Genomic DNA, 11,988 nt, shown 5'->3' on the forward strand with positions numbered 1-11,988 from the left:
ACCGAAGTGCAGCGTCTCACCACCGCACCCGAGTGGCGGCACGCACCCCGATTCTTCCTGCCCGAGGCGCTGGTGGCGAACCTGGGGACAATCGGGGTGTGTCATCCCGATCACGGACAAAAACTCCCGGGTGAAGGTCTCCGGGCGAAGGTTCGCGCCCCTCTCCCCGCTCAGCGCTGGAGCAGCGCGAACGACGCTCCCTGGTCGTCGGAGACCACGGCCACCCCTCCGTACGACGTCTCGAACGGAGGCACCCGCACCCGTCCGCCGAGCGCGGCCACCCTGCCGAGCGCGGCCTCGACGTCACCGGTCAGGAAGTGCACGAGGAAGTGCGGCGGCATCTCGGCCGGGAAGACGGAGGAGACCGGGGCGCGGCCGAAGTCGGGAGCGGCGTCCGACCCGAAGAGGGCGTCGTGGAACAGGTCGCCGTAGAAGGCGTTGGCGGCCTCGGTGTCCCGGGTGTACAACTCGGCCCAGGTGAAGGTGCCCGGCTCGTGCCGGCGTCCGAAGCCGCGGTGGCGGTCCGGCTGCCAGAGGGCGAAGACGGCGCCGTCCGGGTCGGCGGCGAGCGCGGTCGTGCCCTGGTCGCCGACCGGGTGGGGCGGGGTGACGATCTGGCCGCCGCCCGCGCGGATGCGCCCGGCCAGCGCGGCGGCGTCCGGGGTGTGGAAGTACACGGACCACACGGTGGGCATCCGGCCGTCCGTCTTGCGGACCAGTGCGGCGACGGGCTCGCCGTCCAGCCGCGCCCGTACGGTCTCCTCCTCCGGGGCGTCGAAGGTCCACCCGAAGAGCTCGCCGTAGAAGCGCTTGCCGGCCTCCACGTCCGGCAGCTGGGCGTCGACCCAGCAGGGTGCGCCCTGAGGGAGTTCCGGACGAGCGGACGTCGTCTTCTGTGATGCCCCGTTTTCGGCCATGCCGTCAAAGTAACCGCGCCGCCCGCACCGCGCAGACCAGGCACACCAGCCTCCTGGCGCCCGCGCACCCCATTTGCAGTCGGCCGAATCGCGCCGGGATCACCCGTCGGTAAGCTGACGGCATGACAGGACAAGTGCGTACCGTCGACGGCCGCGTGGCCGGTCGACGTGGGCAGGCGACCCGGCAGAAACTGCTCGACTGCCTCAGCGACATGCTCAGCTCCTCCCCCTATCGCGATGTCAAGGTCATCGATGTCGCCCGCAAGGCCGGCACCTCGCCCGCGACCTTCTACCAGTACTTTCCGGACGTCGAGGGCGCCGTCCTGGAGCTCGCCGACCACATGGCCGCCGAGAGCTCCGGACTGGCCGAACTGACGGCGGGCCGCTCGTGGACCGGCAAGGCGGGCTGGCAGACGGCGCAGGAACTGGTCGACGGGTTCCTGGACTTCTGGCGGAAGAACGACGCGATCCTGCGGGTCGTCGACCTGGGTGCGGCCGAGGGGGACAAACGGTTCTCCAAGATCCGCATGAAGGTCCTGAACTCGGTGAACTCCTCCCTCACGGACTCCGTCGCCGAGCTGCAGGCCAAGGGCAAGGTCGACAAGGACGTGAACCCCGCGGCGATCGCCGGTTCCCTGGTCGTCATGCTGGCCGCCGCCGCGTCGCACCAGAAGGGCTTCTCCTCCTGGGGCGTCAAGCAGGCCGAACTCAAGCCCACGCTCTCGCTGTTGATGTACCTCGGCGTCACCGGCAAGAAGCCGGCCAAGTAGCCACCGCGCAGCCCGCCGAGCACAGCCGGCCCGCCCGGCGCCGGAAGCGGCAGCCTGTCATCTCCGCCGCGCCCGCGCTACGCCGGCAGCGGCCGGTCCCGCACCACGTGCTTCATCACCAGCGTCGACGTCAGCCGCAGCACCCCGGGCAGGGTGGCGAGCCGCTCGTCGTAGAGCCGCTGGTAGGCCGCCAGGTCGGCGGCGACCACCCGCAGCAGGTAGTCCGGCTCCCCGAACAGCCGCTGCGCGTCCACCACCTCCCCCACCTCGCTGACCGCCCGCTCGAACTCGGCGACCGTCTCCCGGTCCTCCTGCCGCATCGACACGAAGACCAGCGCCTCGAAGTTCAGGCCCACCGCGGCCGGGTCCACCACCGCCCGGTAGCCGCCGATCGCCCCCGACCGCTCCAGCTCGCGCAGCCGCCGGTGACACGGCGAGACACTCAGCCGCACGCGCGCGGCCAGTTCGGTCACGGTCAGCCGCCCGTCCTGCTGCAGCTCGGCAAGAATCTTCCGGTCCATGTCGTCCATGGAGGACATCCTTCCATTCTTGCGGGCGAGCACGGAAAACTTCGGGAACACTTTCGGGGCATCTGCTCCTAATCTTCCCGGCATGGACTCGGCACTGCTTCTCTCCTTCCTCGCCCTGGACCTGCTGCTGGTGTGCGTGCCGGGCGCGGACTGGGCGTACGCCATCGCGGCGGGACTGCGCGAACGGTCGGTGACGTGGGCGGTGGGCGGCCTGGTCGCCGGGTACGCGCTGCACACGCTGCTGGCGGCGGCGGGGCTGGCGGTCCTGGTCGCCGGGTCGCCGGGGCTGCTCACGGCGCTGACGGTGGCGGGCGCGGCGTACCTGGTGTGGCTGGGGTGGGGGGTGCTGCGGCGGCCGGGCACTCCCGGTGCCGCGCGGGAGGAGGGCCCGGCCGGCGCGGAGGGCCCGGCCGCCGTGGAGGGCGGTTCCCGCGCCCGGGTCTTCCTGCGCGGTGCGACGATCAGCGGCCTCAATCCCAAGGGCCTGCTGCTCTACCTCTCCGTGCTGCCGCAGTTCCTGGTCACCCGGGGTGCGCACCTGCCGGTGCCCGTGCAGACTGTCGTCCTGGGGCTGCTGCACATGGCGTGCTGTGCCGCCGTGTACCTGACGGTGGGCCTCGCCGCCCGTGCCGTCCTGGGCGCCCGGCCGGCCGCCGCACGTGCGGTCACCCGTACGTCGGGCGCCGCGATGCTGGGCATCGGCGCGTTCCTGCTGGTGCAGCGCCTGGCACTGTCCTGATCCCGTCGGCCGCCCGGCGCAGGGGGAACAGCCGCCGCCCCGACGGGCGTTGAGGCGGTACCGAGGAAGCGACCGATTCCCTACCCGCTGGATGGAGACCGGAATGGCCCTGACCCGCGAAGAGCGTGAGAAGTTCCTGGCCGAGCCCCACATCGCCGCGCTCGCGGTGGACGCGGGAGCGGGCCGCGCACCGCTGACCGTGCCGATCTGGTACCAGTACGAGCCCGGCGGCGACGTCTGGATCATGACCGGGCTGGACAGCCGCAAGAACGAACTGATCAAGGCGGCCGGACGGTTCTCGCTGATGGTCGACCGGCTGGAGCCCACCATCCGGTACGTGTCGGTGGAGGGGCCGGTCGTCGAGACGGTCACCGCCACGGAGGAGGACCTGCGGGAGATCTCCGCCCGCTACCTTCCGGCCGACAAGGTCGACGGCTACGTCGCCTTCGCCTCCGCCAACCACGGCGAACAGGTCATCGTCCGGATGCGTCCCGAGCGCTGGGTGTCCTCGGACCTCGGCTCGGTGTGAGCGCACGTGACAATCGGGGCATGGAAACCGAGCCGACCGAACTTCACGGGCTGCTGAGGTCGCTGCGGGTGTGGGACCCCGCGGTCACCGAACTGCCGCCCTTCGACCCGGCCGACGCGCCCGGCGACCCGCTGGACCTGTTCACGGGGTGGTTCGCCGAGGCGGTGGCGGCCGGGCAGCGCGAACCGCACACGGTGTCGCTGGCGACCGCGGACGCGGAGGGGCTGCCGGACGTACGGGTCGTCATGCTGCACGGGGCCGACGAGGACGGCTGGTCCTTCGCCACGCACGCCGGCAGCCGCAAGGGCCGGCACCTCGCGGCCCGCCCGTACGCCGCGCTCGTCTTCCACTGGCCGGTCCTGGGCCGCCAGGTCCGGGTGCGCGGCCCGGTCACCGTCGCCCCGGCCGAGGAGGCGCGGGCCGACCTGCACGCGCGGTCGACCGGCGCCCTGGCCGCGGCACTCACCGGGCGGCAGAGCGAGGACCTGGGATCGCTGGAGGAACTGGCCCGCGCCTCCGAGGCGGCCTGGGAACGGGCCGGCCGGGAACCGGACGCCCCGGCCCCGTCCTGGACGCTGTACCGGCTGCTCCCCGACGAGGTGGAGTTCTTCCAGGGCGACCCCCACCGCCGCCACGTACGGCTCGTCTACCGGCGGACGGAAGACGCCGGGGGCGCCTGGCACACCGGCCTGCTGTGGCCCTGACCGGCGGCCACCGGGTGCCGGGGACGCCCGTCGGCCACGGCAGGCACGCTCAGGAAGAGCGGGTCAGGAACGGCGCGGCACCCCGCCGTCCACCGCAGTCAACGTGTACCGGGCGAGGCGGACCGGCCTCCCCCGGCGGCCGCGCATCCGCGCGCGGCACTCAGCACCGCCCGCGCGGCGGGGCCGGCTCCTCGTCCGTCGCCAGCCGGGCGTGCAGGTGGGCGTCCCGGAACACGTCGTGCCGGCCGGTCTCGAACATCGCGCCGCGCATCGTGCCCTCATGGGCGTACCCGCATCGTTCGGCGACGCGGCAGGAGGCACCGTGGCCCAGCGCGTGGCCCAGTTCCAGGCGGTGCAGGCCGAGTTCCGCGAAGGCCCAGCGCGAGGCGAGGAGCAGGGCGCGGGTGGCGACGCCCCGGCCGCGGGCCTCGGGAAGCACCCAGTAGCCGACCCGCGCCACCTTCAGCGGCAGGTTGATCTCGTTGACGCCGATGTGGCCCAGCGTCGTACCGCCCTCCCCGTCCGTGATCCGGAACGACGCGGCCCTGCCCTCCCCGGCCTCCTGGGCCCGTGCGCGCAGCGACTCGCGGGCGCCGGCGAGGTCGGTCCACAGCTTGAGCGGGGTGTTCCAGCGCTGGAACTCGGGATCCAGACAACCGCGCAGCCAGCTCTCCGCGTCGGCGTCGGACCCGGCGTCCCAGGGGCGCAAGTGCAGGCCGTGGCCGCGGGGTTGGGGCAGGGAGGGGAACAGGGTGGGCATGCGTGTGGAGGCCATCGGCCCATTGAAGCCGACCTGCCGCGGGCACGGCGACGGCCGGTCCCGACGGTCGTGACCGTTCCGCAACCGATTCCGGTCTTGACCGAGACCCATCAAGCCGAGCCTTGATTACGCTCGCGGCATGGCCGACTCCACAGCGTCCGCTCAGCCGCAGCCCGCCCACCCCGCGGAGCGCCCCGTGTACGTCATCGGCGCCGGCCCCGGCGGCCTCGCCGTCGCCCACGCGCTGCGCGCCCGCGGCATACGGGCCGTCGTCCTGGAGCGCGCCGACCACGTCGGTGCCTCCTGGCGGCGCCACTACGACCGGCTGCGCCTGCACACCACCCGCCGCCTGTCGGCGCTGCCCGGCCTGCCGATGCCGCGCCGCTTCGGACGGTGGGTCGCCCGGGACGACGTGGTGCGGTACCTGGAGAAGTACGCCGAGGTCCACCAGCTGGAGATCGTCACCGGCGTCGAGGTCTTCCGCGTCGCGCGCGCGTCCGACGGCGCCGGCTGGACACTGCACGCCTCAGGGGGCCGTGAGCTGACCGGCGCCGCGGTCGTGGTCGCCACCGGCTACAACCACACCCCGCGCGTACCGGACTGGCCGGGGCGCGAGACGTACACCGGCGAGTTCCGGCACGCCGCCGAGTACCGGAACGCGGCCCCTTACGCGGGCCTCGACGTCCTGGTCGTCGGTGCCGGCAACACCGGCGCCGAGATCGCCGTGGACCTGGTGGAGGGCGGGGCCTCCCGGGTGCGGCTGTCGGTGCGCACCGCGCCGCACATCGTCCGCCGCTCCACCGCGGGCTGGCCCGCGCAGTACAACGGTGTCCTGGCCCGGCGCCTGCCCGCCGGCCTCGTGGACCGGCTCGCCCGGCCGCTGGCCCGGATCAGCACGCCCGACCTGTCGGCGCACGGGCTGCCCCGCCCGGAGACCGGCCTGCTCACCCGGGTCGCCGAGGGCGCGATACCGGTCCAGGACGTCGGCCTGATCGACGCGGTGCGCAAGGGGCGGGTGGAGGTCGTGGCCGCCGTGGACGGCTTCGAGGACGGCAAGGTGGTCCTCGCCGACGGCACCCGCACCGCCCCGGACGCGGTGCTCGCCGCCACCGGCTACCGCCGGGGACTGGAGGGCCTGGTCGGCCACCTGGGCGTACTCGACGCGCACGGCAGGCCGTCCGCCCGGGGCGCCCACACCCCGCCGGACGCCCCCGGCCTGTACTTCACCGGCTTCACCAACCCGATCAGCGGCATGCTCCGCGAGCTGGCGATCGACGCGGAGCGGATCGCCAGGGCGGTGGCGAAGAAGGAGGCTGGGCGGGTGTCGCGGCTGCCGGGCAGGGCCTAGGCGGTGCCGCCGGGCACCGCAGCCGGACGCCGCCGGATCACCAGGGCCATCAGGGCCGCCGCCGCGCACAGGGCGCCGCTGGCGACCCAGACGACGTCGTAGGAGCCGAGCCTGTCGCGGGCGACGCCGCCGAGGAAGGCGACGAGGGCGGCGCCGACCTGGTGGGAGGCGAGGACCCAGCCGAAGACGATGGCGCTGTCCTCGCCGTACTGCTCGCGGCACAGGGCGAGGGTGGGCGGGACGGTGGCGACCCAGTCGAGGCCGTAGAAGACGATGAAGAAGACCATCGGGGGGTGGACGCTGGGCGCGAGCAGGAGGGGGAGGAAGAGGAGGGAGATGCCGCGCAGGGCGTAGTAGACGGCGAGCAGGCGGCGCGGTTCGAAGCGGTCGGTGAACCAGCCGGAGGCGATCGTGCCGACCACGTCGAAGATCCCGATGACGGCGAGCAGCGCGGAGGCGGTCGTCAGCGGCATGTGGTGGTCGTGGGCGGCGGGGATGAAGTGGGTCTGGATCAGGCCGTTGGTGGAGGCGCCGCAGATCGCGAAGGTGCCGGCGAGCAGCCAGAAGGGGCCGGTCCGGGCGGCGGAGAAGAGGACCGTGAGGGCGCGGCGGGCGGCACCCGGCACGGGGGCGGGCTTGGGAACGAACTCGTCGGAGCCGTACGGCTTGAGACCCACGTCGGCGGGGTGGTCGTGCAGGAGGAGCCAGACGAAGGGGACGACGGCGAGGGCGGCCAGGGCGACGGTGACGGCCGCGGGGCGCCAGTCGTACGTCTCGACGATCCAGGACAGCAGCGGCAGGAAGATCAGCTGCCCGGAGGCGGAGGCGGCGGTGAGGACGCCGGTGACCAGGCCCCGGCGTTCGGTGAACCAGCGGTTGGTGACGGTGGCGGCGAAGGCCAGCGCCATGGAGCCGGAGCCGAGGCCCACCAGCAGGCCCCAGCAGAGGATCAGCTGCCACGCCGACTCCATCCAGACCGTCGCGCCCGAGCCGAGCGCGATCACGGTCAGGGCGACGGCGACCACGCGGCGGATGCCGAAGCGGTCCATGAGCGCCGCGGCGAAGGGCGCGGTCAGCCCGTAGAGCGCGAGGTTGACGGAGACGGCGGCGCCGATCGTGCCGCGCGACCAGCCGAAGTCCTGGTGGAGCGGGTCGATGAGGATGCCGGGCAGGGAACGGAAGGCCGCCGCGCCGACGATCGTCACGAAGGTGACGGCGGCGACCCACCAGGCGCGGTGCACACGGGGGCGGCGGCGCGGGCGGCCGGGCTCCGGCTCGTGTACGGCTGCTGCGCCGGCGTCGGTTGTCTGGTTCACGTCACTGAGCTTCGGGGACGGGCCCCGGCTGATCGAGTGGCCCGAAGGACAGCATTCGCTAGGATCGGGCCATGGCGTCCGACCGTACGTCCCCGCCCCTCCCCGCCCCCCGGCCGCACCGCGTCGTCGTGCTCGCCCTCGACGGCCTGCTCCCCTTCGAACTGGGCATCCCGCAGCGGATCTTCAGACTCGCGCGCGACGAGCGGCGGCGCCGCCTGTACGAGGTCGTCACCTGCTCCGTCCGCCCGCCGGGCCCCGTGGAGACCGACGCGGACTTCGCGATCATGGTGGAGAACGGCCCCGAGGCCCTGGCCACCGCCGACACGGTCGTCGTCCCGGCCTCCTACGAGCTCGGCCCGGTCCACGACGAGGGCGTGCTGACGGAGGAGTTGGCCGCCGCGCTCGCCCATGTCCGGCCCGGCACCCGGCTCGTGGCGATCTGCACGGGCGGGTACGTCCTGGCCGCCGCCGGCTTCCTCGACGGGCGGCCGGCGACCACGCACTGGGCCTCTGCCGAGCACTTCCAGCGGCTCTTCCCCAAGGTGCGGGTGGACGCCGACGTGCTGTTCGTCGACGACGGCGACGTCCTCACCTCGGCCGGTGTCGCGGCCGGCATCGACCTGTGCGTGCACATCGTGCGCCGGGACCACGGCACGGCGGTCGCCAACGAGGTGGCCCGCCGCACGGTCGTACCGCCGCACCGCGACGGCGGGCAGGCGCAGTACATCGAGCGGCCGGTGCCCGATCCGCAGCAGTCCTCCACGGCCAACGCCCGCGCCTGGGCACTCGCCCGCCTCCAGGAACCGATCCAGCTGCGGGACATGGCCGCGCGGGAGTCGATGTCGGTGCGCACCTTCACCCGTCGCTTCCGCGAGGAGGTCGGTGTCAGTCCGGGCCAGTGGCTCACCGGGCAGCGCGTCGAACGGGCCCGGCACCTGCTGGAGTCCACCGCCCTCTCCGTCGACCAGGTGGCCCACGACGCGGGCTTCGGTACGGCCCAGTCGATGCGGCAGCATCTGCAGGCGGCGCTCGGGGTCACCCCGACCGCGTACCGGCGGACCTTCCGGCCCGACTTGTCCACAGCCTGTGGAGAATGAGGGGTGGCGGACCGGAACTCGTCGGCCGGCGGCGCGGCGCCGACCGCCCCGAGCATGGCACCGGGCGCCGCCACCCGACTCCGGCGCTCCCGCCCGGCTCCCGTCGCCCCCGAGGGAACCGCCGCCGAAACACGACCCACACTCGTCGAGGGCCCCGTCACCGAGCCCTCGTCGTCCCCTCGCGGCGAATCGTCGCCTACAAGCGTGAGGAAACAGTCACGATCCGTCAACCCGCAAAGGGCCGTTCATCACTTACACCCCGTTTGTGCGGGACGCGCACGGAAGCACGCCCCGGCGCACTGCCGCGCCGGCCGCTACACCACTTCGTACGCGTACCCCTCGTACGCGACCGTGCCGTCACCGCTGCCGCAGACCGGCCCGCCGTCCTCCCGCCCGGCGCAGCGGTCCAGTTCGCACCAGATGCGCTTGCCCGTGCCCTCCCGGCTCCAGCCCCAGCGGTCGGCGAGGCCGTCGACCAGGGCGAGGCCCCTGCCGCCCGTCTCCTCGCCGTCCACGCAGCGGGGCACCGGGGCCCGATCGCTCGCGTCGTCCACCTCGAGGCGGACGGTGGCCTCCCCGGCCTCCTCCGTCACCGCCCCCGGGAGCACCAGCCGCAGTACGGCCGAACGGCCGGTGTGCACCACGGCGTTGGTGACGAGCTCGGAGACGAGGAGCACCAGCGTCTCGGCGATTGGTTCGTCGGCCTGTATCCCGGACCCGGCGAGCCGTGAGCGCGCCCACCGCCGGGCCCGCCCCACTTCCGAGGGGTCGGGCCGGACCTCCAGCTGCACTTGAAGCACCTGCACCGCTCACACCATCCGAACCGGCGGACACAAAGGCTCGCGCCTCATGAGGGCCACGATCGTAGCCATTCTCTGCATGGCCAGAACAACGGCCGGGGCAGGGATCACGGAACGTGAATCCCTTGCGGGACAGCATGGTTGACGTACAGTCACGCCAACAAGCGCTTCGGGCATATTCCAGCGCGAAGGAGTACCCCTGCGGCATACTGTGCGACGCCCGCTCCGGGGAGTCGAACAGGCGGCGGCCGAGGGCCGTTCCGCCCTGCGAGGCAAGGCACACATTCCCGGTTCCGGACCCGCCCCAGGGGCAACTCCGACACGGCCGGCGCTCAGGACCACTCGCATCCCACACAAGGTACCGGAGTGTGGCGCCGACTCCGGTCCGTGACGGGTCACCCGGCGGACACGACCAGATATCGACGCTCCGTGACGCCACCGTGCCACGATCCGCGACATCCCGCGCGGGGACGTGTGGAGACAGGCGGAGAGGGGCGGAGACAGAGGCGTGTGGCGCGCTACTCCGGGACGGTGAAGTAGCGGGCGAAGGCCGGGACGACCTCCGCCTCCCCCACCTTGCCGTCGCCGTCCGCGTCGAGGGCGGCGGCGACCGACCGCGCCGTCTCCTCCGGCACGCCGAGCACGGTGAGGACCCGCGCGACGTCCTCGACGCCGGCCGCTCCGTCGCCGTCGGTGTCGGCCACGTCCAGCACCGCGTGCAGGAAGGGGCGGGCGATCTCGGCGAACCGGTCCGGATTGTCCCGCAGCCGCTTGACCGCCGCGGTGACGAACTCCTCACGGGTGATGCGCTGGTCGCCGTCCCGGTCGGCGATGCCCGCCATGCCCTGCCAGAGCGCCTCCGCGCCGCCGTACAGGGCCTGTCCCTTCTCGGAACGGGCGGCGTTGCCGAACTCGGCGAGCAGGGCCTTGGCCGCCGCGTTGAAGTCCGCACGGTCGATGTAACCGTTGCCGTCCTGGTCGAAGGTGGCGAAGCGTGCGGCGATCCTGCACTCGTACTCGCTGTTGACCATGGTTCTCTCCGGCCGCCTCACGTCGGTGTCGGTGGTCTGTGTCCCGCTCGGAGAGTACGACGCCGGCCGCGGCCGCGGGCGGCATACGGGCGGACGGGCCGGGCGGGAGCGCGGTTCAGGCGGACAGCGGGCGGGGCCTGTCGCCGGTCGCGGAGGCGAGGTCGGGGTGGACGTCGAAGAGGCGGCGCACCCCGAGTGCGCCGAGGACGCGGTTGACGTGGGAACCGTCGACGGCTCCCTGGGCGGGCAGTATCAGGCGCAGCCGGCCCTGGCAGGAGCGGATGAGCCGCCGGGAGGCGATGAGCACGCCGACCCCGCTGGAATCGCAGAACAGGACCTCCGAGAGGTCCAGGACGAGGCTGTGCCGCCCCTCGGCCACCTCGTCGTGCACCCGCTGCCGCAGCACCGGTGACGTCACCAGGTCCAGCTCACCCGACACCTGGAGCACGGCCCATTCGCCCTGCTCGCCGCCGGTCACATTGAACGTCACCACCATGCCCTTCAGTCGCCGGTTCATCGGACGTCCGGAATCACCCGAAATTCACCCGAAACGGAAGCCATGCTTACGCTTCTTGGGCGCGCGCCTGCCCACCGGCCGTTCCCGCAAACGCCGCCCCGGAAACGGGGAACGATCGGAAAAGGCTTGTTTCAGACGGTTTCGATCCTGTTCGATCGGTTCCGGTCGCACGATAGAGGGTAGGGGAGGCGCTTAGCACGTGCGGGCCACCGGGGGCGCGCATTGACACAAAGGGGCGTGCGGTGTCGGACGTGCCGACTACATTCGGGGAGACGTCGGCCGCAGGCTGGAGTGCGACGTACGGGTACGCACAGGTACAGGGGGTGAAGAGGCCGCATGGCGAAGAGCGACGCACCGCCGCGCTGGGACCGGAAGATGCAGCAGCGGCTGGCACGCGGCGAGGCCGCCGCCCTGGGTGAGCTGTACGACCGGTTCGCCTCGCTGGTGCACGGTCTGGCGCACCGCGTGCTCGACGACGAGCGCGCCGCCGACCACCTCACGCGCGACGTCTTCGCGCACGTCTGGGAGCATCCGGACGCCTACGACCCCCGGCAGGGCCCGCTGCGCACCTGGATCGCCGCGCTGACCCACCGACTGGCCGTGCAGCGGCTGCGGGCCACGGAGACGGCCGCCCTGGCCCGCGGCGGCTCCGGGAGCGTGGAGGAGCTGGAGACCAAGGTGCGGCACGCCTCGGTCGCCGCGCGCGCCGACTACATCGTCCAGTCCATGCCGGCCCCGCTGCGCGCCGCCCTGGAGCTGGCCTACTTCCAGCGCCGCGACTACCGCCAGACCGCCGCCGACCTGGGCGTCACGGAGGACGAGGCCCGCCGCCGCCTGCGCCTGGGCCTCCAGCTCCTGTCCACGGCCCGCGACGCCGGCTCCCCGGGAGCCCCGCCGGGATACGGGGGTGCGGCGTGAAGGGGGCCCACG

Annotated in this window: 14 protein-coding genes; 7 read left to right on the top strand and 7 right to left on the bottom strand. The window is 73.2% G+C overall.

The genetic code is table 11. The features are described from left to right. Nucleotides 1-170: 170 nt before the first annotated feature. Nucleotides 171-917 (bottom strand): VOC family protein, encoded by a 747-nt coding sequence (locus tag ACFW47_RS12975; protein WP_386305816.1) that lies wholly within the window; start codon nucleotides 915-917, stop codon nucleotides 171-173. A 134-nt stretch (nucleotides 918-1,051) separates the two neighbouring features. Here ACFW47_RS12975 and ACFW47_RS12980 point away from each other — a divergent pair, with 134 nt between their 5' ends. Next, on the top strand, nucleotides 1,052-1,687 hold the full coding sequence (locus ACFW47_RS12980) for a TetR family transcriptional regulator (RefSeq protein WP_217244895.1): 636 nt from the start codon (nucleotides 1,052-1,054) through the stop codon (nucleotides 1,685-1,687). Nucleotides 1,688-1,764: 77 nt separating this feature from the next. Here ACFW47_RS12980 and ACFW47_RS12985 read toward each other — a convergent pair whose 3' ends face one another. Further along, complete coding sequence (locus ACFW47_RS12985; protein WP_361211367.1) at nucleotides 1,765-2,217, bottom strand: Lrp/AsnC family transcriptional regulator; 453 nt, start codon at nucleotides 2,215-2,217, stop codon at nucleotides 1,765-1,767. 82 nt (nucleotides 2,218-2,299) lie between these two features. On the opposite strand from ACFW47_RS12985, the gene ACFW47_RS12990 reads away from it, so the two are divergent. The 3 genes from ACFW47_RS12990 to ACFW47_RS13000 all read left to right on the top strand — a co-directional run bounded on the left by ACFW47_RS12990 (nucleotide 2,300) and on the right by ACFW47_RS13000 (nucleotide 4,189). Beyond that, nucleotides 2,300-2,956, top strand: a complete 657-nt coding sequence (locus ACFW47_RS12990; protein WP_386280872.1) for a LysE family translocator — start codon at nucleotides 2,300-2,302, stop codon at nucleotides 2,954-2,956. Nucleotides 2,957-3,059: 103 nt separating this feature from the next. Next, the gene (locus tag ACFW47_RS12995; protein ID WP_386280870.1) at nucleotides 3,060-3,485 is read left to right on the top strand and encodes a pyridoxamine 5'-phosphate oxidase family protein; all 426 of its coding nucleotides are present in this window, start codon (nucleotides 3,060-3,062) and stop codon (nucleotides 3,483-3,485) included. A gap of 20 nt (nucleotides 3,486-3,505) precedes the next feature. After that, nucleotides 3,506-4,189, top strand: coding sequence for a pyridoxal 5'-phosphate synthase (locus tag ACFW47_RS13000; RefSeq protein ID WP_386280868.1), 684 nt, complete (start codon nucleotides 3,506-3,508; stop codon nucleotides 4,187-4,189). Nucleotides 4,190-4,349: 160 nt separating this feature from the next. Here ACFW47_RS13000 and ACFW47_RS13005 read toward each other — a convergent pair whose 3' ends face one another. Beyond that, nucleotides 4,350-4,964: a GNAT family N-acetyltransferase gene (locus ACFW47_RS13005; RefSeq protein WP_386280866.1), complete on the bottom strand. Its 615-nt coding sequence runs from the start codon at nucleotides 4,962-4,964 to the stop codon at nucleotides 4,350-4,352. A gap of 124 nt (nucleotides 4,965-5,088) precedes the next feature. Between ACFW47_RS13005 and ACFW47_RS13010 the strand changes: the two genes are divergently transcribed. Then, a complete protein-coding gene (locus tag ACFW47_RS13010) occupies nucleotides 5,089-6,297 on the top strand; it encodes a flavin-containing monooxygenase (RefSeq protein ID WP_386305817.1) in 1,209 nt (402 codons plus the stop codon). On the opposite strand, the gene ACFW47_RS13015 is transcribed toward ACFW47_RS13010, so the two are convergent. Continuing rightward, the gene (locus tag ACFW47_RS13015) at nucleotides 6,294-7,613 is read right to left on the bottom strand and encodes an MFS transporter (protein ID WP_386280862.1); all 1,320 of its coding nucleotides are present in this window, start codon (nucleotides 7,611-7,613) and stop codon (nucleotides 6,294-6,296) included. The genes ACFW47_RS13010 and ACFW47_RS13015 overlap by 4 nt on opposite strands. Before the next feature lie 71 nt (nucleotides 7,614-7,684). Here ACFW47_RS13015 and ACFW47_RS13020 point away from each other — a divergent pair, with 71 nt between their 5' ends. Beyond that, the gene (locus ACFW47_RS13020) at nucleotides 7,685-8,710 is read left to right on the top strand and encodes a GlxA family transcriptional regulator (RefSeq protein ID WP_386280860.1); all 1,026 of its coding nucleotides are present in this window, start codon (nucleotides 7,685-7,687) and stop codon (nucleotides 8,708-8,710) included. 314 nt (nucleotides 8,711-9,024) lie between these two features. Here the strand turns inward: ACFW47_RS13020 and ACFW47_RS13025 are convergent, their stop codons facing one another. The 3 genes from ACFW47_RS13025 to ACFW47_RS13035 form a co-directional block, all read right to left on the bottom strand. Beyond that, nucleotides 9,025-9,501 carry an ATP-binding protein gene (locus ACFW47_RS13025; RefSeq protein WP_386281253.1) on the bottom strand — a complete coding sequence of 159 codons (477 nt, stop codon included), beginning with the start codon at nucleotides 9,499-9,501 and terminating at the stop codon, nucleotides 9,025-9,027. A gap of 527 nt (nucleotides 9,502-10,028) precedes the next feature. After that, complete coding sequence (locus ACFW47_RS13030; protein ID WP_386305819.1) at nucleotides 10,029-10,541, bottom strand: EF-hand domain-containing protein; 513 nt, start codon at nucleotides 10,539-10,541, stop codon at nucleotides 10,029-10,031. Nucleotides 10,542-10,656: 115 nt separating this feature from the next. After that, nucleotides 10,657-11,037 (bottom strand): STAS domain-containing protein, encoded by a 381-nt coding sequence (locus tag ACFW47_RS13035; RefSeq protein WP_073729810.1) that lies wholly within the window; start codon nucleotides 11,035-11,037, stop codon nucleotides 10,657-10,659. Between the two features lie 357 nt (nucleotides 11,038-11,394). On the opposite strand from ACFW47_RS13035, the gene ACFW47_RS13040 reads away from it, so the two are divergent. Beyond that, nucleotides 11,395-11,976, top strand: coding sequence for a sigma-70 family RNA polymerase sigma factor (locus tag ACFW47_RS13040; RefSeq protein WP_386280855.1), 582 nt, complete (start codon nucleotides 11,395-11,397; stop codon nucleotides 11,974-11,976). The last annotated feature ends 12 nt before the right edge of the window (nucleotides 11,977-11,988 follow it).

This window comes from Streptomyces sp. NPDC058796 (assembly GCF_042745235.1).
GTDB lineage: Bacteria > Actinomycetota > Actinomycetes > Streptomycetales > Streptomycetaceae > Streptomyces.

Excerpts from the sequence above, each read along its gene's own strand:
- ACFW47_RS13020 (WP_386280860.1), top strand. The coding sequence starts at position 7,685 with ATGGCGTCCGACCGTACGTCCCCGCCCCTCCCCGCCCCCCGGCCGCAC.
- ACFW47_RS12995 (WP_386280870.1), top strand. The coding sequence starts at position 3,060 with ATGGCCCTGACCCGCGAAGAGCGTGAGAAGTTCCTGGCCGAGCCCCAC.
- ACFW47_RS12990 (WP_386280872.1), top strand. The coding sequence starts at position 2,300 with ATGGACTCGGCACTGCTTCTCTCCTTCCTCGCCCTGGACCTGCTGCTG.
- ACFW47_RS13000 (WP_386280868.1), top strand. The coding sequence starts at position 3,506 with ATGGAAACCGAGCCGACCGAACTTCACGGGCTGCTGAGGTCGCTGCGG.
- ACFW47_RS12985 (WP_361211367.1), bottom strand. The coding sequence starts at position 2,217 with ATGGACGACATGGACCGGAAGATTCTTGCCGAGCTGCAGCAGGACGGG.
- ACFW47_RS13040 (WP_386280855.1), top strand. The coding sequence starts at position 11,395 with ATGGCGAAGAGCGACGCACCGCCGCGCTGGGACCGGAAGATGCAGCAG.
- ACFW47_RS13035 (WP_073729810.1), bottom strand. The coding sequence starts at position 11,037 with ATGGTGGTGACGTTCAATGTGACCGGCGGCGAGCAGGGCGAATGGGCC.
- ACFW47_RS13030 (WP_386305819.1), bottom strand. The coding sequence starts at position 10,541 with ATGGTCAACAGCGAGTACGAGTGCAGGATCGCCGCACGCTTCGCCACC.
- ACFW47_RS13010 (WP_386305817.1), top strand. The coding sequence starts at position 5,089 with ATGGCCGACTCCACAGCGTCCGCTCAGCCGCAGCCCGCCCACCCCGCG.
- ACFW47_RS12975 (WP_386305816.1), bottom strand. The coding sequence starts at position 917 with ATGGCCGAAAACGGGGCATCACAGAAGACGACGTCCGCTCGTCCGGAA.
- ACFW47_RS13005 (WP_386280866.1), bottom strand. The coding sequence starts at position 4,964 with ATGGCCTCCACACGCATGCCCACCCTGTTCCCCTCCCTGCCCCAACCC.